Genomic DNA, 18,227 nt, shown 5'->3' on the forward strand with positions numbered 1-18,227 from the left:
CGTCTTTTTTAGTCTTTATAAGCTACAATACCAATGATGGTATCCACCGCACGCTCCATGGTCTGAAGACTCACGTATTCAAAACGTCCATGCATGTTTTCACCACCAGCAAAGATATTAGGAGTTGGGATCCCCATAAAGGAAATCTTAGACCCATCTGTTCCACCACGAATCGGTTCGATAATTGGCGCGATCCCTAAATCTTCCATAACAGCTTTAGCAATGGTAACGGGTGTCATGTCTTTCTCGATGACTTCTTTCATATTGTAGTACTGGTCTGTCAGAGTCAAGCTAACGCGATCATTCCCAAGCTCTTGATTCATCTTGTCAGCGATGGCTTGCATAGCTGCTTTACGAGCTTCAAAGGCATCTTTTTCAAAGTCACGGATGATGTAGCTTGCACGCGCCTCCTCGACACTACCTGTCACATCCATAAGATGATAGAAACCTTGATAACCATCTGTCAATTCAGGTCGGTCATTCTCTGGAAGTTGATTATGAAAATCAATCGCTAGCTGAAGGGCATTGACCATCTGTCCTTTAGCAGTACCAGGGTGAACATTGCGCCCTTGGAAATGAAGCTCAGCAGCAGCTGCTGAGAAAGTTTCATACTGAAGCTCACCTAGCGGACCACCATCAACAGTATAGGCAAAGTCAACGTTAAAGTCTTCAGCATCAAATTTGTTAGCTCCAACACCGATTTCTTCATCTGGTCCAAAACCAACTCGAATCTCACAGTGTTTGATTTCGGGATGAGCAGTCAGATATTCAATAGCAGTCATAATTTCAGCAATCCCTGACTTGTCATCAGCACCCAGCAAGGTCGTGCCATCAGTTGTGATAAGCGTTTGGCCTGGATATTTCTCAAGGCTCTTGAAATCAGCAGGATCGAGTTTAAATCCAGAATCACCCAAGTCGATAACTCCACCATCGTAATTTTCAATGACTTGCGGATTAACTCCCTCAGCATTAAAATCAGCAGTATCCATGTGGGAGATGAAGCCAATCTTGCGTGTAAGGCTGGGATCATTAGCTGGTAAGGTACCAATAGCAAAACCATTTGGAAGGTAGTAGACGTTTTGCAGACCGACACGTTTCATTTCAGGAATAAGAACATTGGTCGCAAAATCTACCTGGCTTTGCGTACTTGGAGTAGTAGTAGAGTGTTCATCAGAACGCGTATTGACCTTAACGTAGGTCAAGAAACGATCTAAAAGGTTCGGATAAGTCATAAAAACTCCTTTAACAATCATAAAATAGAATGCAAACTTCGGAAAAACCTTATTCTGAAAATTTCATGAATTTTGAAAAAATATAATAATTCAAATTCAATAGACTTTCAAATGAAATTTTGGATATTCTAGAATAAAATATATGCATTGATATTTTATGAGATTTTTTTATTCTTTTTTCATTTTACCATAGAATAGTTTGAAAGACAAAGAAGAATCATACTCTTTTATTAATTAACATAATATAAAATTAATCATATTAATTGACACTGCGTGAACTTTATTGTACAATTATCTTGTAAATGTCCTAGATTGATATAGTAACAATATTAGTACATTCTAGTTAAGGAGAATAAAATGAACATTCGCTTCGATTTTAAGAAAGTTCAAATTATTGCACGCCGTTTAGTTACACTGTTAGCTATTCTCTTTTTGTGTGCTCCGATAAGTCTGTTAAATGCTGATTCTACTACAGAACCTCAGACAACCCTTCATAAAACAATTACTCCGATATCAGGACAGGATGACAAGTATGAGTTGTCATTGGATATCACGTCCAAACTGGGAACGGAGACCCAAACGGATCCCTTGGATGTTGTTTTAGTAGCAGACCTCTCAGGAAGTATGCAGAATCAGGATGTCCAATCTTTTGATGGACGGACGATCAGTCGGATTGACGCATTGAAAAATACTCTAAAAGGAACAAATGGTCGTAAGGGCTTAATTGATACCATTCTATCCAATTCTAATAACCGTTTATCTATGGTAGGATTTGGTGGGAAAATAGATAACCAACGTTACAATAGTTATTATCAATGGCCAGCTTGGGCGGGGTACTTTTCTGGTATTTCCTCTCATGATGATGCTAAGACAGTATTAAACTGGAGCAATGATGTTCAAGGAGCCAAAAGAATGGTTTCTAGAATGTCTGTTGATAATAGTGGTGATTCGATTGGTTACGAAGGAGGAATAGGTACAGGTACAAATATTGGAGCAGGACTTCAGTCAGCAACAGAATTACTTCAGTCAGCCAGATCAAGTGCAAAAAAGGTTGTTATTCTTTTGTCAGATGGTTTTGCGAACATGTACTACGATACTAGAGGTTATACGATCTACAATTGGAGCAATAATGATGGTGTAACAGAAATAGCTCCATCGTGGTATCAAACCAATCTAAACACGTTTACTGAAACAGTTTCTGGTTATCTTGCTCCCAAGATTGATGGATTTTATTCTATCAAATTCCGCTACTCTAATAGTACAGATAGTATTTCTAAACTAAAAGAGTACATTGGTAGTTATAATTCTTCCATTCCAAACGAAATATTATCCGCTAACAATGAAAGGGAATTGAGAGAACAATTTAAGGAAATCACCAAGAAAATCCTTCCCCTAGGTGTTCACCATGTGACCATCAAGGATGTTTTGTCCAAATATGTTCAACTTCTTCCCGATAACAGTTCAAATATTCGAGTTGTAAAAATCGAAAACGATAAAGAGGAAACCTTGGGATCAGATAAGGTTACGCTGGAAACAAGGAAGAATGAAAATGGTCTGGTCGAAGTAACAGCAAAATTTAATCCTAACTACATTCTTGATGATGGTGTGAAGTACGCCCTCAAATTTACTGTTACATCAAGTCAAGATGCCTTAGATGCCATTGCTGGTGATAAAAAACTAGAGGCCGGTGATGCTGAAGGTTCTGATGTCAATAAACTCTACTCCAATAAAGGTGCCAGTGTCACCTATTCCTATGGAATAGGCACCTACCAAACCAAGACCAAAGAATACTCTGACAACCCAACCTTTAAGCCTTCAGATCCATTAACGGTACCAGTGGAAGTTGAATGGCAAGGTGTGACGGGTGCGAGAACTGTTATTACAGCTGATCAACCGAGTAATGTTGAACTGAAACTGGTTCAAAAGAACAAGAACAGAGGTTCTGACAATCAAGAATATCGAAAGACCAATGTGAATGTTAGAAAAAACGTATCTAATGAAACGAGGAACTTTGAAAAAGTTGCCAAAGGATATCAATACGATTTAATTGCACCGGACGTCCCAGCCTTTACCAAAGAAATAAAAAATGTTGGTACAGAAACTAAACCATCCTTTAAGGTAATCTATAAACAATTGCCAAGTCTGACGATTAAGAAAGTGTTGGAAGCTGAAAGTAACTTGAACAAAGAGTTTAGAATTAAGGTAAAACTAACCTCTCCTGATTCTACGCCATTGAATGGAACTTTTGGCGAGATAACTGTTGTAAATGGAGAAGCGGAGATCCGTGTCGAAAAACGAAAACGTTGGAAAGGTATTCTAAGCTATCTTCCTCGAGGAACCCATTACAAAGTTGAAGAAGAAGCGGCATCAACGAACGGTTACCACGTTACATATGAGAATCAAGAGGGCGATCTGAATAAAGACGAGACCAGCACTGTTACGAATCACAAGCTTCCAAGTTTATCAGTCACAAAAAAAGTTACAGGCGTATTTGCCAACTTATTAAAATCCTTCAAGATTACCATTAACATCAGGGATGCTCAGAACAGTCCACTGAATGGAACCTATACTGCAACGGTGAATAATAAAAGAACCCCTCTGCAATTTACGAATGGTCGAGCGTCTATAGATCTCAGTAAAGACCAAACCATAAAAATTGATGGACTTCCACTCGATAGTCACTACACTATTGAAGAGGAATCAAACTCTTCTCGTGGATATCAGGTATCTTATGAAAATCAAGAAGGCAAACTGGATGGGGATAAGTCCGCGACAGTCACGAATAATAAGAATAGCGTGCCTGAAACCGGAGTTGACTTCCTCAGCAGTACACTCGTGTTAGGAATAATCCTTCCTCTAGGGGGAATCTTCTTTACAATCCTACTCGGATATCTAGTGGTACATAGGAGAAAATAATGCTACTTAAAAAGAAACATAAGAAAACAGTAACACAAGTCAATCGGGATAAGTCTCCGCCGAGTGTATGGGGAGATATCCTCTACTTAGTCAGTAAGCTTCTGATGGTTGGGTTTGTACTGGCCACCCTTTACTTTTTTGTCTTTGGACTATTGAGATACAATGACGATGGCATGAAGCCAGCCTTAAAAGATGGCGACTTGGTTGTCTACTATAGGTTGGATAAACGTTATTCGATTGGTGATCTGCTTGTCTATAGTTATAAAGGTAAGGAAAGAGTGGCGCGTGTCATTGCAACCGAAGGAAGTACGATCGATATAAACGAAAATGGTCTCATCATCAACGGTTCTCCTCAACAAGAGCAGGATATCTACAAAGAAACGCTGCTCTATAAGGAAGGGGCTACCTTCCCAATGAAAGTCCCAGCAGGACAACTCTTTGTCCTCGGAGACAATCGAACAACGGCTGTAGATAGCCGTGCTTTTGGAACCATTCCTATACAGGATACCCATGGCAAGGTGGTAACAGTCCTAAGGCGACGGGGCTTTTGATGACAATTTATGAAAAAAGAAATTAAAAAATAAAAGGAATAATCATGAAAAAAACATTTTTGAAAAAATTAGTTACTGCAAGTATTGCAGCTGTAACCGCCTTGTCGGTCTTTAGAGGAGTGCCAACATTTGCGGATGATAATGATGTGGCGACTGCCAAAGCAACTGGTGAAACAAGTGCAAAAGTTTCTATTAATAAGGTGTTGAACATTGCTGAAGGAATTACAACACCTGAAGCAACTTTTACATTTACTTTCACCCCTAAAACTGGTACATCATCAAATGGTGCACCCTATGAAACAATTGATTCTTCTAATGGTCAAATTACAGATAAAAATGTATCTTATTCTGGAACAGACGTTTTAGCAACTGGCCAAACTAACATTAAGAAAGATACCGGCGATATTTTTAGAGAAGTGAACTATACACATGCTGGTGAATATGTCTATACTGTTGCTGAAAAACAAAATGTTGGTTGGAAAGTTATTCAAAAAAATGGTTCACCTATTGATTTTATGACATATGATAATCGCAACTATGAAATGCACGTTATTGTTAAGAACAAAACTACAGGAGGAACATATATTTCTTCTGTGTATTTTAAACAAGTATCCCCAAGTGTGAATGGTAAAGTAAAACCATCTGAAAGTGGAACTACTTACAAATATGATCTTTTCACTAACATTTATCGTAAAAATGCTGGTAAAATTACAGATCCAAATGAACCAAACCCTAATAAACCAAATGTTTCAAAAGTTGACCCAAATGCTAAATCTTTAGTAATTAAAAAAGTTGTATCAGGTGCTACTGCAGATAAATCAAAAGATTTCACTTTCAAGCTTACTTTCACAAAAGCATCTACAGAAACTTCACAATCAATCACTGGTAAAATCGGTGAAACCTCAAAAACATTTGTCTATGGTCAAGAAACGACTATAACACTACGTCACGATCAATCTTTAGTGTTTGACACAATTCCTGCTGGTACTCGTTATAAATTGGTTGAAACTGGATCTCAAGGTTACACAGCTTCAGCTGCATATAAGGAGAACGGAGCATCAAAAAATCAAGCTGGTACAGTTTCTACAAATTTCACTCAAGATAGTATCCTTATTGGTGAAAAACCAAACGATAACACTATCACAAATAGCTTACCAGACGTTACCCCTACTGGTCTCTTGATTGACAACCTTCCTTTCATCTTGATGATTGGTCTTGGTTTGGCTGGATTTGTTGTTTTGTCTAAAAAACGCAGACAAGCTTAAGCAAGTGGTTTGACCGATGAAAATCAAGCGTGAGAAACCCAAAAGGAGTTTGTCTAGGCGTCTGGTCCTTGCTGTAGATGCATTGATGAATCATATCTTGCTCCTCTTGACAGCCTTAGTCTTTCTCTTTGGTTTCTACGCCCTCTGGGATGCCAATCAGGTTTATTCTCAGGCTTCATCAAGTGAGTATGAGGCCTATAGACCTGTTAGTACCAGTGAGAAGGATGAGCTTGCTAGTTTTTCTGGCTTTCACAAGCTACAGCAAGTCAATCCAGAGGTTCTCGGTTGGATCAATGTCTATGGCACCAATATCGACTATCCCTTAGTTCAAGCCAAAGACAATGAAAAATACCTGAACAAGGATTCCAAGGGAGAATTTGCAGCTACAGGGGCTATTTTCCTTGAGGCTCGAAATGAATCCAAGTTCGAAGACTTTAATACCATCATCTACGGACACCATGTAGAAAATGGGGTTATGTTTGGAGATGTAGCAAAGTTTTCTGATAAGGAATTTTTTGACCAGCATCGCTACGGCAGTATTTACTATAATGGCGTTGAAAAAGGTCTTGAAATCTTTGAAATGCTCGAGGTGGACGCCTATGACTTTAACATCTACGATCCAGGTATTAATGGGGATGATCGGCGCCAAGAATATATCGATCACTTACTCTCGGTTGCCATTCACAAACGAGACATTACACTGGGGCCAAATGACCATATCATTCTTCTCAGTACCTGTTTCCTAGACGTAACAAATGGGAGACATATCGTAGTTGCCAAGATTACGGATACAGTTCCAAAGAACACCTTCCATACGAAAAAATCAAAACCATTCCCTTATAGTGTCTTTGATGATTCGTCGCTCGGACGATTTCTCTCATCGATTCCTTTGTGGATATGGTATATCATCTTATTTATCTTGCTCTTGCTATTGATCTTCTTGCTCATCATCCTCTATTTGATCTTGCGTCGTAGAAGAGAAGCAAAGGAAGAAGGAGCAGATACCATTACTGACTAAACTACCAATAAAAGAGAAAGGGATAGCCTCTCTTGCTCTTTTATTTTCAAGGCTAGAAAGGAGAAAGAAGGAAATATGAAAACAAGTACGAGTCACAAGACCATAATGGTCATTCTATCCCTCTTTCTAGTTTTTTTCTGTCTTTTTACAGCTGATAGAGCTCTTGCGAGCGACTACGATCATTATAATCCCATTGAAAAGGATGCCAGCAGTACGGGCTTTGAAACCTTGCAGCACCTCAACAAGGATGTTTGTGGTTGGATTAGCCTTGATGGGACCAAGGTAGACTATCCCCTCTTGCAGAGTCAGGACAATGTCAAATACCTTGACCGCAATGCCTTTGGCGATTATACTGTGTCAGGTTCTATATTCCTAGACTATCGTTTTAACCCAAATTTTACGGACTTTAACACCATCATTTATGGTCACTCCATGGCTTCTGGTGCTATGTTTGGGGAGATTCAAAAATTTGCGGATCAAGATTTTTTTGAAAAGCATCGTTATGGCTCTATCTATTATAACGGCCGTGAACGAGGGCTTGAGATATTTGGAATTTTAGAAGTAGATGCCTATGACGCGGAGATTTACCGAACTTTGAGTTCCAACGATGAGGAACACCAGGCCTACTATCAATATTTGCTAAGTAAAGCCAAGTACAAGCGAGATGTTTCGCTGACCTCAACGGACAAGATTGTTTTATTAAGCACCTGTTTCCTTAATATTACCAACGGACGGCATATCCTCTTAGCTAAAATAACGGATGCACCAGTAAAAGCAGCCCAGGATAAAAGTGGGGAAGCAGTAGGGACGCGGTATTTCGATCAAGGCCTACCAACGCATTGGATTTATATCCTTGCCTTTCTTCTCCTGATTATCGTTATTTTACTCCTTGTCGTTATCATCCTAATCATAAGGCGAGATAGAAAGACAAAAGAACAAAAGAAATAGTAGACGTCGGAAGCGTTTACTATTTTTTTCTTTCATGATAGAATAGATAGTGAAAATAATATCATAAGGATGATAACATGAAAAAAGCTATATTAATGATGACCTTTGGATCTCCAGAGGAGATTAGTTTTGAAGGAGTAGCAGAATTTTTTACAAATATTCGTCGTGGTGTTAGACCCCAAGACCACGAGATTCAGACTCTCTATGACAACTATGTCCTTATCGGTGGGACGCCCTTGCAGCGGATTACACGTGAGGAGGTTGATTTAGTCAAGGAACGTTTAGGCGAGGAGTACGGTATCTACTTTGCCAATAAGTTTTCTCGGCCCTTTATCCCTGATGTGATCAAGCAGATGGAGTCTGATGGTATTGAAGAATGTATTTGTTTGATTTTGGAACCTCATTATTCCTTTTACTCGGTGATGGGGTATGAAAAGTTTTTGGAAAGTCAGCAGATCCGATTTTTAGTAATTAAGGACTGGTATCAACAACAGCCTTTGCTGGACTTCTGGACAGATGAGATTGAAAAAATTTTACGAAACCATGTGGGAGAAGAATCTTTCAAGGTAATCTTTTCAGCTCACAGTGTTCCCATTTTTGCCTTGGATTATGGAGATCCTTATATCGATCAGATTTTCGATAATAGCAAGCTCATTGCTGAACAACTCGGCCTAACAGCCGACCAGTATACCAATACTTGGCAGAGCGAAAGCGATATTGGAATCCCTTGGATCAAGCCAGATGTCTTAGAATATTTACGAGAACAAAAGCAACATCCAGAGCATTATATTTTTGTCCCGATTAGCTTTATCAGTGAGCACATCGAAGTCTTGTTTGATAACGATGTGGAATGTTATGAGTTGTGTCAAGAATTAGGTGTCACCTACCATCGTCCACCTATGCCCAATACAGATAGCCGTTTAATTGACGCTTTAGTTGCTACTGTAAGAGCCAATGAAGACAAAGAATTTAAAGCTTTTCTCCCAGAAGAAGAAACTTTTGATGAGTTAGCACCTTCGGCAACTACCAAGGACATCATGGAGGAGACAGACGACCTTCAGATGCCAGAATTTGTCAAAAAACTCATTGAGAAAAAAGGTCGTGAAAATGTGAAGATGCCTTACTTGATTAAGAAAATGCTCGAAAAGGCTGGGAAGTTACCAAAAGAGTAAAGAAAAAGGATTTAGCTTTAAGCTAGATCCTTTATCTGTTTTATTTTTTCTCAAGAAGAGCTTTGATTTCTTGAAGAACTTCAAGTTCAGTTGGAGCAGCAGGTGCTTCCTCAACCACTTCCTCTTTCTTACGAAGGTTTTGAGCTTTTTCAATACCTTTGATAACGAAGAAGAGAACTGTACCCACAACAAGGAAGTTGATAACAGCGCTCAAGAATTTACCATATGTAACACCATTCCATGCAAGCTCAGCGATGTTTTGTACTTGCGCAGCTTCCAAGGCTGGGTTCAATAGGAGTGGAGTGATGATATCATTAACAAATGAAGTAACGATAGCACCAAAAGCAGAGGCAATGATTACACCGACAGCAAGGTCAACGACATTACCACGAAGCAAGAATTCTTTAAGATCCTTTAACATTTTCATAAATTCCTTTCCTAATTTTCTAATTTATTATATCCTAAATTGTGACAAAAAGCAACTTGAACGCTTAAAGCGGTCAGTTGTCCCTTTTAAAAATATAGATTTTACTGAAAATATAGTTTAAAATGATGATCAAAATTTGTGCTAGGATAGTTTCAATCATATTAACCCTATCTATATTATATTCAACAAACTGGCCAATAACATCAGGAAAGGTTGTAACAAAGATATAAGTTAAAAGAAGGTCCAGTCCAAGAGTAGAGAGACGAGCTAAGAAAAACTTAGCCAGGCGAGTCGGCCAATTCCTTCTCACTTGTTTAAAGACGATTGTATCATTTGTGAGAAAGGCGAAGAGAATCCCAATAATATTTGCGAGGGCAGTTGCGAGGAATTCCTGGTGGCTGATATGGTAAATAACCAAACGTGATGAAATAGAAACCAGAGTAGTAGCACCACCAAAAAATAGGTAGGAGAGAATCTCGTTATCAAAGAAAGCTTTTATTAGTCTTTTCATGATTTTAGTATAGCATAAAGCGGGCTAATGTGCTATACTAGTAAGGTTGATAACCTCAACCCTTGGTGCTTAGCTTCTTTCACCAAGCATATTTTACGCGGGAAACCGCCAAAGGAGAAAACATGAAAAAATTAACTGTTCGTGACATGGCAGATATTGCCATTGTTGCTGCTATTTATGTAGTTTTGACTATTACGCCACCAATCAATGTTCTTAGTTTTGGGGCGTATCAGTTCCGTATTTCAGAAATGTTGAATTTCTTGGCCTTTTACAACCCTAAATATATCATCGGTGTGACAATTGGATGTATGATTGCTAATTTATTTAGTAGTTTTGGCCTAATAGATGTCTTTGTCGGTGGAGGTTCTACCCTAGTTTTCCTTAGTCTAGGGGTATTGCTCTTTGCAAAATACAGCAAAGATTACCTCTTTAACGGATTGATTCGAAAAGATCATTTCTTCTTTTCAATCCTCTTCTCCATTTCAATGATTACCATTGCAGCTGAACTCCATATCTTGACAGAAGCTCCCTTCTTCTTCACATGGTTCTCTACTGGAATTGGTGAGTTTGCATCACTTATAGTGGGAGCGATTTTGATTGGTAAATTGGGACAGCGAATCGATCTAACAAAATAAGAAGTTTATAAGCTAGATTCTTGCTAAATCTAGCTTTTTTCATTCCATAAAATTAAAAGAGAGCGCTTGACAAGAACATAGAACTATAGTATACTTTTTAGGTAAGCTGATTTAGCTCAGTTGGCAGAGCGCATCCATGGTAAGGATGAGGTCGCCGGTTCAATCCCGGCAATTAGCATGATAGAAACAAAATGACCTTGGGAGACCAAGGCTTTTCTTATACCTCTATGAAAATGAAGCCCAAGAGTTTTGGATGTTGACAAAAGTGACTCTATCTAGTAGAATAGTAGATGCGATGAGTCGATAGGCAGTCTTCGGACTGCTATTGAGCATAAGGAGGTCATAACGCAGGAGCGGACCTTGATGAGTTGTGTGAACCTGCTCATCACATGAAGATGCCTCTTAGTCCCTGGTCAATGACTAGGGATTTTTAATTTTCAGAAAATATAACCCAAAAATGCTTTTCAATTTCTGGAAAAAGTAGTATAATACATCTATTATAGAAATTTTTAGAAAATTCCGAAAGAGGTTATTTATGGGATATACAGTTGCTGTAGTCGGCGCGACAGGTGCTGTCGGAGCTCAGATGATAAAAATGTTGGAAGAATCAACACTTCCAATCGATAAAATTCGTTACCTTGCTTCTGCACGTTCAGCAGGCAAAACTTTGAAATTTAAAGACCAAGATATTACGATTGAAGAAACAACTGAGACAGCCTTTGAGGGTGTTGATATTGCACTCTTCTCAGCAGGTGGTTCGACATCAGCTAAGTATGCACCATACGCAGTTCAAGCTGGGGCAGTAGTAGTAGATAACACATCTTATTTCCGTCAAAATCCAGATGTTCCTTTGGTTGTTCCAGAGGTCAATGCTCATGCACTTGATGCCCACAACGGAATCATTGCCTGCCCTAACTGTTCAACAATCCAAATGATGGTGGCTCTTGAGCCTGTTCGTCAAACATGGGGCTTGGATCGTATCATCGTTTCAACTTACCAAGCAGTCTCTGGTGCAGGTATGGGAGCGATTCTTGAAACACAACGTGAACTTCGTGAAGTCTTGAATGATGGTGTGAATCCACGTGATTTGCATGCGGAAATCTTGCCTTCAGGTGGTGACAAGAAACACTATCCTATCGCCTTTAACGCTCTTCCGCAAATCGATGTCTTCACAGACAATGATTACACTTACGAAGAGATGAAGATGACCAAGGAAACGAAGAAAATCATGGAAGATGACAGCATCGCAGTGTCTGCAACATGTGTTCGTATTCCAGTCTTATCAGCTCACTCTGAGTCAGTTTATATCGAAACAAAAGAAGTGGCCCCAATCGAAGAAGTGAAAGCAGCTATCGCAGCCTTCCCAGGTGCAGTTCTTGAAGATGATGTAGCTCATCAAATCTATCCACAAGCCATCAATGCAGTTGGTTCACGTGATACCTTTGTTGGTCGTATCCGTAAAGACTTGGATGCAGAAAAAGGAATCCACATGTGGGTTGTTTCAGATAACCTTCTCAAAGGTGCTGCCTGGAACTCAGTTCAGATTGCAGAAACGCTTCATGAACGTGGATTGGTTCGTCCAACAGCTGAGTTGAAATTTGAATTAAAATAGTCATATCGTTTAGGAGTTCAGATGAACTCCTTCTTTGAAATAGAGAGGTGTTTCTCATGTCTTATCAAGATTTAAAAGAGTGTAAAATCATCACGGCCTTTATTACCCCTTTCCATGAGGATGGCTCCATCAACTTTGATGCCATTCCAGCCTTGATTGAGCATTTATTGGCCCATCACACAGACGGCATTCTTCTAGCTGGAACGACTGCTGAGAGTCCGACCTTGACCCACGATGAGGAGTTGGAACTCTTTGCGGCTGTACAAAAGATTGTTAATGGACGTGTTCCTTTGATTGCGGGTGTAGGTACCAATGATACACGTGACTCGATCGAGTTTGTCAAAGAAGTAGCAGACTTTGGTGGCTTCGCTGCTGGACTTGCGATCGTACCATACTACAACAAACCTTCTCAAGAAGGCATGTATCAGCACTTTAAAGCTATTGCAGATGCATCAGATTTACCTATTATCATTTATAACATTCCAGGGCGTGTAGTTGTTGAATTAACTCCAGAAACCATGCTTCGCTTGGCTGACCACCCAAATATCATCGGTGTTAAAGAATGTACCAGCTTGGCTAATATGGCTTACTTGATTGAGCACAAGCCAGAAGAGTTCTTGATTTATACAGGTGAAGATGGAGATGCCTTCCATGCCATGAACCTTGGTGCGGATGGGGTTATTTCTGTTGCCTCCCATACAAATGGAGATGAGATGCACGAGATGTTTACTGCCATTGCAGAAAGCGATATGAAGAAAGCTGCAGCTATTCAGCGTAAATTCATTCCTAAAGTCAATGCCCTCTTCTCTTATCCAAGTCCTGCTCCAGTTAAGGCGGTCCTTAACTATATGGGATTCGAAGCTGGACCAACTCGATTACCTCTAGTTCCAGCACCAGAAGAAGATGCTAAACGCATTATCAAAGTTGTCGTAGATGGCGACTACGAAGCAACTAAGGCAACTGTAACAGGTGTCCTTAGACCAGATTACTAATAAAGACAATAAAATCCATGACCGCAAGAAGGATCATGGATTTTTCTTATTTTCCTAAACAGAATTGGCTAAAGAGTTGGGTGATGAGTTCATCAGGTGCGGCATCTCCAGTGATTTCTCCGAGAATTTCCCAAGTACGGGTCAAGTCAACTTGAAGCAAATCAACTGGCATCCCCAGTTCCAGCCCTTCATTAACAGCTTGTAAGCTTTCAACGGCCTTTTCAATCAAGGAAATATGACGGGCATTAGATAGGTAAGTAGCATCTTGCTCGACCAAACCAGCATTTTCAAAGAAGAGATTGTTGATGCGCTCTTCAATCTTATCGATGTTTTGGTTTTTAAGAACTGAAATACGGATGACATCTTCAGGTAGTTCCGAAGTTTCAATCGCTTCAGGCAGATCAGTTTTGTTAAGCAGAATAATGCGGTTGGTATCTTGGCTGATTTCTAATAGTTGGCGATCTTGGGAGGTCAGTGGCTCACTGGCATTTAATACTAGTAGTACCAAGTCAGCTTCCTTGAGGGCTTTTCTCGAACGCTCAACACCGATCTGCTCCACGATATCATCTGTTTCCCGGATACCGGCTGTATCAATCAATTTGAGAGGAACCCCGTTAATGTTGACGTATTCTTCGATGACATCGCGTGTCGTACCAGCGATGTCTGTTACGATGGCCTTATCTTCACGCAGGAGATTGTTGAGAAGACTGGATTTCCCAACGTTGGGGCGTCCGATGATAGCAGTGGAAATTCCCTCACGAAGGATTTTACCGCGACGAGCTGTTCTAAGGAGATTGGTTAGCAATTGTTCAAACTCCATAGTCTTCTCGCGGACAACTGCAGTAGTGGCTTCTTCAACATCATCATACTCAGGATAGTCAATATTGACCTCAACTTGGGCAAGTGTATTGAGGATTTCTTGGCGAGTATTATTTATGAGGTCAGAAAGAGAACCGTCCAATTGTTTGACTGCGATATTCATAGCCTTGTCTGTCTTGGCACGGATGATGTCCATCACTGCCTCAGCCTGTGTCAAGTCCACGCGACCGTTTAGAAAGGCGCGTTTGGTAAATTCACCAGGTTCTGCTAACCGAGCTCCTTCACGGATAGCTAGTTGGAGAATCTCATTGGTCACCGCAATCCCACCGTGAGTGTTAATCTCGATAATATCCTCACGAGTGAAGGTCTTTGGAGACTTCATAGCTCCAACCATAACTTCGTCCATGACCTTCCCTGTCTGCGGGTCAACAATGTGACCGTAGTTGAGGGTATGGCTTGCAACCTTGCTCAAGTCTTTTCCTTTAAAAATCTTTTGCGCAATGGCAAAACTATCTGTTCCGCTCAAGCGGACAATACCAATGGCTCCTTCACCTAGTGGAGTAGAGATAGCAGCGATGGTATCAAATTCACGTGTAATCATACTATTTCCTTTTGTATTTCTTTTCTTAGGATAGGTATCCAAGCATCTCTTCAAATTGTAACAAAATTAGACTATTTCTTCAATGGATGCTACTTGGATATTGAAAAAGCCTAAGCAATTCTGCTTAAGCTGGTTTATTTGGTGCGCATTTCACCTTGAGGGAAGTAGGTTCCTTCTGGCATGTCGTTGATGATGACATGAACGGCTGATTGAGGTGCTCCAGTGTTACGGACAACAGCTTCCGTTACTTCCTTAGCAAGAGCTTTCTTTTGCTCGAGCGTGCGACCTTCAAATAAATCGATGCGTACAAATGGCATAATAGCTTCCTCCACTAGTTTGTGATTTCTTCTATTTTACCACATTTTGCCGTTTAAAGCTTCAGAAAATTATGATATACTAGAATGTAGCAAAAATTTAGAAATGGACGTGAAATAGAAGCATGGCACAGTTGTATTATCGTTATGGGACCATGAACTCTGGTAAGACGATTGAGATTCTCAAGGTGGCCTATAACTACGAGGAGCAAGGAAAGGGAGTTGTGATTATGACTTCGGCTCTGGATACGCGTGACGGTGTTGGCTATGTGTCGAGTCGGATTGGCATGAAACGCCCAGCCATTGCGATTGAGGAAACGACGGATATCTTCGGCTATATCCGAAACTTACCTGAAAAACCTTACTGTGTGTTGGTTGATGAGGCCCAGTTTCTCAAGCGTCACCATGTTTACGACCTAGCTCGTGTTGTTGATGAGTTAGACATACCTGTCATGGCTTTTGGTTTGAAGAATGACTTTCGTAATGAATTGTTCGAAGGTTCCAAATACCTCTTGCTCTTAGCAGACAAGATTGACGAAATCAAGACCATTTGTCAGTACTGTAAGAAAAAGGCGACTATGGTATTGCGTACGCAGGATGGTGTGCCAGTCTATGATGGAGAACAAATTCAGATCGGTGGAAATGAAACTTATATCTCAGTCTGCCGTAAACATTATTTTGCCCCTGAAATCAATAAGGAGAATAAAGAAAAATGAACATCTATGATCAACTACAAGCTGTAGAAGACCGTTATGAAGAATTAGGAGAATTGCTGAGTGACCCAGATGTCGTCTCAGATACCAAGCGTTTCATGGAGCTTTCGAAAGAAGAGGCTTCTACACGTGATACGGTAACTGCCTACCGTGAGTACAAACAAGTTCTTCAAAACATCGTTGATGCTGAGGAGATGATTAAGGAATCAGGCGGAGATGCGGACTTGGAAGAAATGGCCAAGCAAGAGCTCAAAGATGCCAAGGCTGAAAAAGAAGAATACGAAGAAAAATTAAAAATCTTGCTTCTTCCAAAAGATCCTAATGATGACAAGAATATCATTCTTGAAATTCGTGGAGCGGCTGGTGGTGACGAAGCAGCACTTTTCGCTGGAGATCTTCTAACTATGTACCAAAAGTATGCGGAAGCCCAAGGTTGGCGCTTTGAAGTCATGGAAGCTTCTATGAACGGTGTCGGTGGTTTCAAAGAGGTGGTTGCTATGGTTTCTGGTCAATCTGTATATTCTAAGCTTAAGTACGAATCAGGTGCCCACCGTGTGCAACGTGTCCCTGTGACAGAAAGCCAAGGCCGTGTACATACTTCGACAGCGACAGTGCTTGTCATGCCTGAAGTGGAAGAAGTAGAGTACGATATTGATCCAAAAGACCTTCGTGTTGATATTTACCACGCATCGGGTGCTGGTGGTCAGAACGTCAACAAGGTTGCGACTGCCGTTCGTATTGTTCACTTGCCGACCAATATCAAGGTTGAGATGCAGGAAGAACGTACCCAGCAGAAAAACCGTGAGAAGGCTATGAAGATTATTCGTGCGCGTGTGGCTGACCATTTTGCTCAGATTGCCCAAGATGAACAAGACGCTGAGCGTAAGTCGACAATCGGTACTGGTGACCGTTCAGAACGTATCCGTACTTACAATTTCCCACAAAACCGTGTCACAGACCACCGTATTGGATTGACCCTCCAAAAACTAGATACCATCTTGTCTGGTAAATTGGATGAAGTTGTGGATGCCTTAGTGCTCTATGACCAAACACAAAAATTAGAAGAATTAAATAAATAATGAAACTAGCTCAATTATTTTCAGATTTTGAAGAAGAGTTGATAAGACAAGGAGAGGAAGCAGAAAGCCTCTCTTTTGTCTACCGTAGCCTAAAAAATCTCTCTTTTACGGACTTTGTCTTTGCTCTTCAGCAGGAAGTGACAAAAGAGGAAGAAAATTTTGTAGAAGAAATTTACCAGCAGTTAGTGGCTCACAAACCGGCGCAGTACATCATTGGTCACGCAGAATTTTTTGGAATGCAGTTAAAAGTAGATGAGCGGGTTTTGATTCCTCGTCCAGAAACAGAAGAGTTGGTGGAGCTTATCTTGGCCGAAAATCCTGAGGATAAGCTTAAGGTCCTAGATATCGGGACTGGAAGTGGCGCCATAGCTCTTGGATTAGCTAAAAATAGACCAGATTGGTCAGTGACAGCAGCAGATATTTCCCAAGACGCCTTAGAGCTTGCATCAGAGAATGCTAAAAATCAAAATCTTAATATATTTTTTAAAAAATCTGATTGTTTTGTAGAAATTTCTGAAAAATATGATATAATTGTATCCAATCCACCCTATATCTCTCGTGAAGATGAGTCAGAGGTTGGTTTGAATGTTTTGCATTCAGAACCTCATCTAGCTCTCTTTGCAGATGAGGATGGCCTAGCTATTTATCGCAGAATTGCGGAAGATGCAAAAGACTATCTCACAGATGGTGGTAAGATTTACCTTGAAATTGGATACAAGCAAGGTCAAAGTGTTCCTGAGTTTTTTAGGAAATATCTTCCTGAAAAACGGGTACGAACACTCAAGGACCAATTTGGTCAAGATAGGATGGTTGTGGTTGATGATGGACAGGATTAGACAAGAGTTGGAAAAGGGCGGAGCTGTTGTTTTGCCTACAGAGACAGTTTATGGTCTCTTTGCTAAGGCCTTAGACGAAAAAGCTGTCGACCATGTTTACCAACTCAAACGTCGTCCTAGAGATAAGGCACTCAATCTTAATGTCGCTTCTCTAGAGGACATCTTGCACTTTTCAAAGAATCAGCCAACTTATCTACAAAAGCTTGTAGAGGCCTTTTTACCGGGTCCCTTGACCATTATCCTCGAAGCCAATGACCGAGTTCCCTATTGGGTCAACTCTGGTCTTGCAACTGTCGGATTTCGGATGCCGAGTCACCCCATTACACTTGATTTGATTCGAGAGACAGGTCCTTTGATTGGGCCGTCTGCCAATATCTCGGGTCAGGCGAGTGGAGTGACCTTTGCTCAAATTCTAGAGGATTTTGACCAAGAGGTTCTGGGTCTGGAGGACGACGCTTTTCTAACTGGACAGGATTCGACTATTTTGGATTTGTCTGGAGACAAGGTGAAAATCTTACGCCAAGGGGCAATTAAGCGAGAAGATATTCTTGCACAGTTGCCAGAGATTTCTTTTGAGGAGGAATGA

At 40.5% G+C, this 18,227-nt stretch carries 18 protein-coding genes, 1 tRNA gene and 1 riboswitch; of the genes, 14 read left to right on the top strand and 5 right to left on the bottom strand.

The genetic code is table 11. From position 1 onward, the window contains the following. Nucleotides 1–8: 8 nt before the first annotated feature. Entirely contained in the window at nucleotides 9–1,232 is a 1,224-nt protein-coding gene (gene pepT / locus ACORHV_RS04210) for a peptidase T (protein WP_000222029.1), read from the bottom strand. A 357-nt stretch (nucleotides 1,233–1,589) separates the two neighbouring features. Between pepT and pitA the strand changes: the two genes are divergently transcribed. The 6 genes from pitA to hemH all read left to right on the top strand — a co-directional run bounded on the left by pitA (nucleotide 1,590) and on the right by hemH (nucleotide 9,102). Further along, nucleotides 1,590–4,148, top strand: coding sequence for a PI-2 pilus tip adhesin PitA (gene pitA / locus ACORHV_RS04215; protein ID WP_001026090.1), 2,559 nt, complete (start codon nucleotides 1,590–1,592; stop codon nucleotides 4,146–4,148). After that, complete coding sequence (gene sipA, locus ACORHV_RS04220; protein ID WP_000924790.1) at nucleotides 4,148–4,699, top strand: PI-2 pilus system signal peptidase SipA; 552 nt, start codon at nucleotides 4,148–4,150, stop codon at nucleotides 4,697–4,699. Before pitA ends, sipA begins: the two co-directional genes overlap by 1 nt. A gap of 44 nt (nucleotides 4,700–4,743) precedes the next feature. After that, nucleotides 4,744–5,964: a DUF7601 domain-containing protein gene (locus ACORHV_RS04225; RefSeq protein ID WP_000750686.1), complete on the top strand. Its 1,221-nt coding sequence runs from the start codon at nucleotides 4,744–4,746 to the stop codon at nucleotides 5,962–5,964. Between the two features lie 16 nt (nucleotides 5,965–5,980). Next, the gene (srtB, locus tag ACORHV_RS04230; protein ID WP_000695090.1) at nucleotides 5,981–6,982 is read left to right on the top strand and encodes a class B sortase; all 1,002 of its coding nucleotides are present in this window, start codon (nucleotides 5,981–5,983) and stop codon (nucleotides 6,980–6,982) included. Nucleotides 6,983–7,057: 75 nt separating this feature from the next. Beyond that, nucleotides 7,058–7,930, top strand: a complete 873-nt coding sequence (srtB, locus tag ACORHV_RS04235) for a class B sortase (protein WP_434398933.1) — start codon at nucleotides 7,058–7,060, stop codon at nucleotides 7,928–7,930. Between the two features lie 77 nt (nucleotides 7,931–8,007). Further along, nucleotides 8,008–9,102, top strand: coding sequence for a ferrochelatase (gene hemH, locus ACORHV_RS04240; protein ID WP_000709219.1), 1,095 nt, complete (start codon nucleotides 8,008–8,010; stop codon nucleotides 9,100–9,102). A gap of 40 nt (nucleotides 9,103–9,142) precedes the next feature. Here the strand turns inward: hemH and mscL are convergent, their stop codons facing one another. After that, the gene (mscL, locus tag ACORHV_RS04245) at nucleotides 9,143–9,523 is read right to left on the bottom strand and encodes a large conductance mechanosensitive channel protein MscL (protein WP_033629813.1); all 381 of its coding nucleotides are present in this window, start codon (nucleotides 9,521–9,523) and stop codon (nucleotides 9,143–9,145) included. 79 nt (nucleotides 9,524–9,602) lie between these two features. Further along, nucleotides 9,603–10,040, bottom strand: coding sequence for a GtrA family protein (locus ACORHV_RS04250; protein WP_044020828.1), 438 nt, complete (start codon nucleotides 10,038–10,040; stop codon nucleotides 9,603–9,605). 28 nt (nucleotides 10,041–10,068) lie between these two features. Next, nucleotides 10,069–10,165, top strand: a riboswitch (PreQ1 riboswitch). On the opposite strand from ACORHV_RS04250, the gene ACORHV_RS04255 reads away from it, so the two are divergent. From ACORHV_RS04255 to dapA, 4 genes are all read left to right on the top strand, one after another. Then, nucleotides 10,163–10,675 carry a QueT transporter family protein gene (locus ACORHV_RS04255; protein ID WP_000737303.1) on the top strand — a complete coding sequence of 171 codons (513 nt, stop codon included), beginning with the start codon at nucleotides 10,163–10,165 and terminating at the stop codon, nucleotides 10,673–10,675. Its footprint overlaps the riboswitch before it by 3 nt. A 105-nt stretch (nucleotides 10,676–10,780) precedes the next feature. Continuing rightward, nucleotides 10,781–10,853, top strand: a tRNA-Thr gene (locus tag ACORHV_RS04260). Between the two features lie 357 nt (nucleotides 10,854–11,210). Further along, nucleotides 11,211–12,287: an aspartate-semialdehyde dehydrogenase gene (locus tag ACORHV_RS04265; RefSeq protein WP_000542496.1), complete on the top strand. Its 1,077-nt coding sequence runs from the start codon at nucleotides 11,211–11,213 to the stop codon at nucleotides 12,285–12,287. A 56-nt stretch (nucleotides 12,288–12,343) separates the two neighbouring features. Continuing rightward, complete coding sequence (gene dapA / locus ACORHV_RS04270; protein ID WP_000121600.1) at nucleotides 12,344–13,279, top strand: 4-hydroxy-tetrahydrodipicolinate synthase; 936 nt, start codon at nucleotides 12,344–12,346, stop codon at nucleotides 13,277–13,279. Between the two features lie 46 nt (nucleotides 13,280–13,325). On the opposite strand, the gene mnmE is transcribed toward dapA, so the two are convergent. Further along, complete coding sequence (gene mnmE / locus ACORHV_RS04275; RefSeq protein ID WP_434398937.1) at nucleotides 13,326–14,699, bottom strand: tRNA uridine-5-carboxymethylaminomethyl(34) synthesis GTPase MnmE; 1,374 nt, start codon at nucleotides 14,697–14,699, stop codon at nucleotides 13,326–13,328. Nucleotides 14,700–14,833: 134 nt separating this feature from the next. Continuing rightward, nucleotides 14,834–15,016, bottom strand: coding sequence for a 4-oxalocrotonate tautomerase (locus ACORHV_RS04280; protein ID WP_001117401.1), 183 nt, complete (start codon nucleotides 15,014–15,016; stop codon nucleotides 14,834–14,836). Between the two features lie 122 nt (nucleotides 15,017–15,138). Here ACORHV_RS04280 and ACORHV_RS04285 point away from each other — a divergent pair, with 122 nt between their 5' ends. From ACORHV_RS04285 to ACORHV_RS04300, 4 genes are read left to right on the top strand one after another with little or no spacing between them, the layout of a single operon-like run. Further along, entirely contained in the window at nucleotides 15,139–15,729 is a 591-nt protein-coding gene (locus ACORHV_RS04285) for a thymidine kinase (protein WP_347098911.1), read from the top strand. Continuing rightward, nucleotides 15,726–16,805, top strand: a complete 1,080-nt coding sequence (gene prfA / locus ACORHV_RS04290; protein WP_001028815.1) for a peptide chain release factor 1 — start codon at nucleotides 15,726–15,728, stop codon at nucleotides 16,803–16,805. Before ACORHV_RS04285 ends, prfA begins: the two co-directional genes overlap by 4 nt. Then, nucleotides 16,805–17,641, top strand: coding sequence for a peptide chain release factor N(5)-glutamine methyltransferase (gene prmC / locus ACORHV_RS04295; protein WP_434398940.1), 837 nt, complete (start codon nucleotides 16,805–16,807; stop codon nucleotides 17,639–17,641). The genes prfA and prmC overlap by 1 nt, the downstream gene beginning before the upstream one ends. Beyond that, a complete protein-coding gene (locus ACORHV_RS04300; RefSeq protein ID WP_049505778.1) occupies nucleotides 17,625–18,227 on the top strand; it encodes an L-threonylcarbamoyladenylate synthase in 603 nt (200 codons plus the stop codon). The genes prmC and ACORHV_RS04300 overlap by 17 nt, the downstream gene beginning before the upstream one ends.

Source organism: Streptococcus sp. KHUD_016, from assembly GCF_051106465.1.
In the GTDB taxonomy this organism is placed as follows: Bacteria; Bacillota; Bacilli; order Lactobacillales; family Streptococcaceae; genus Streptococcus.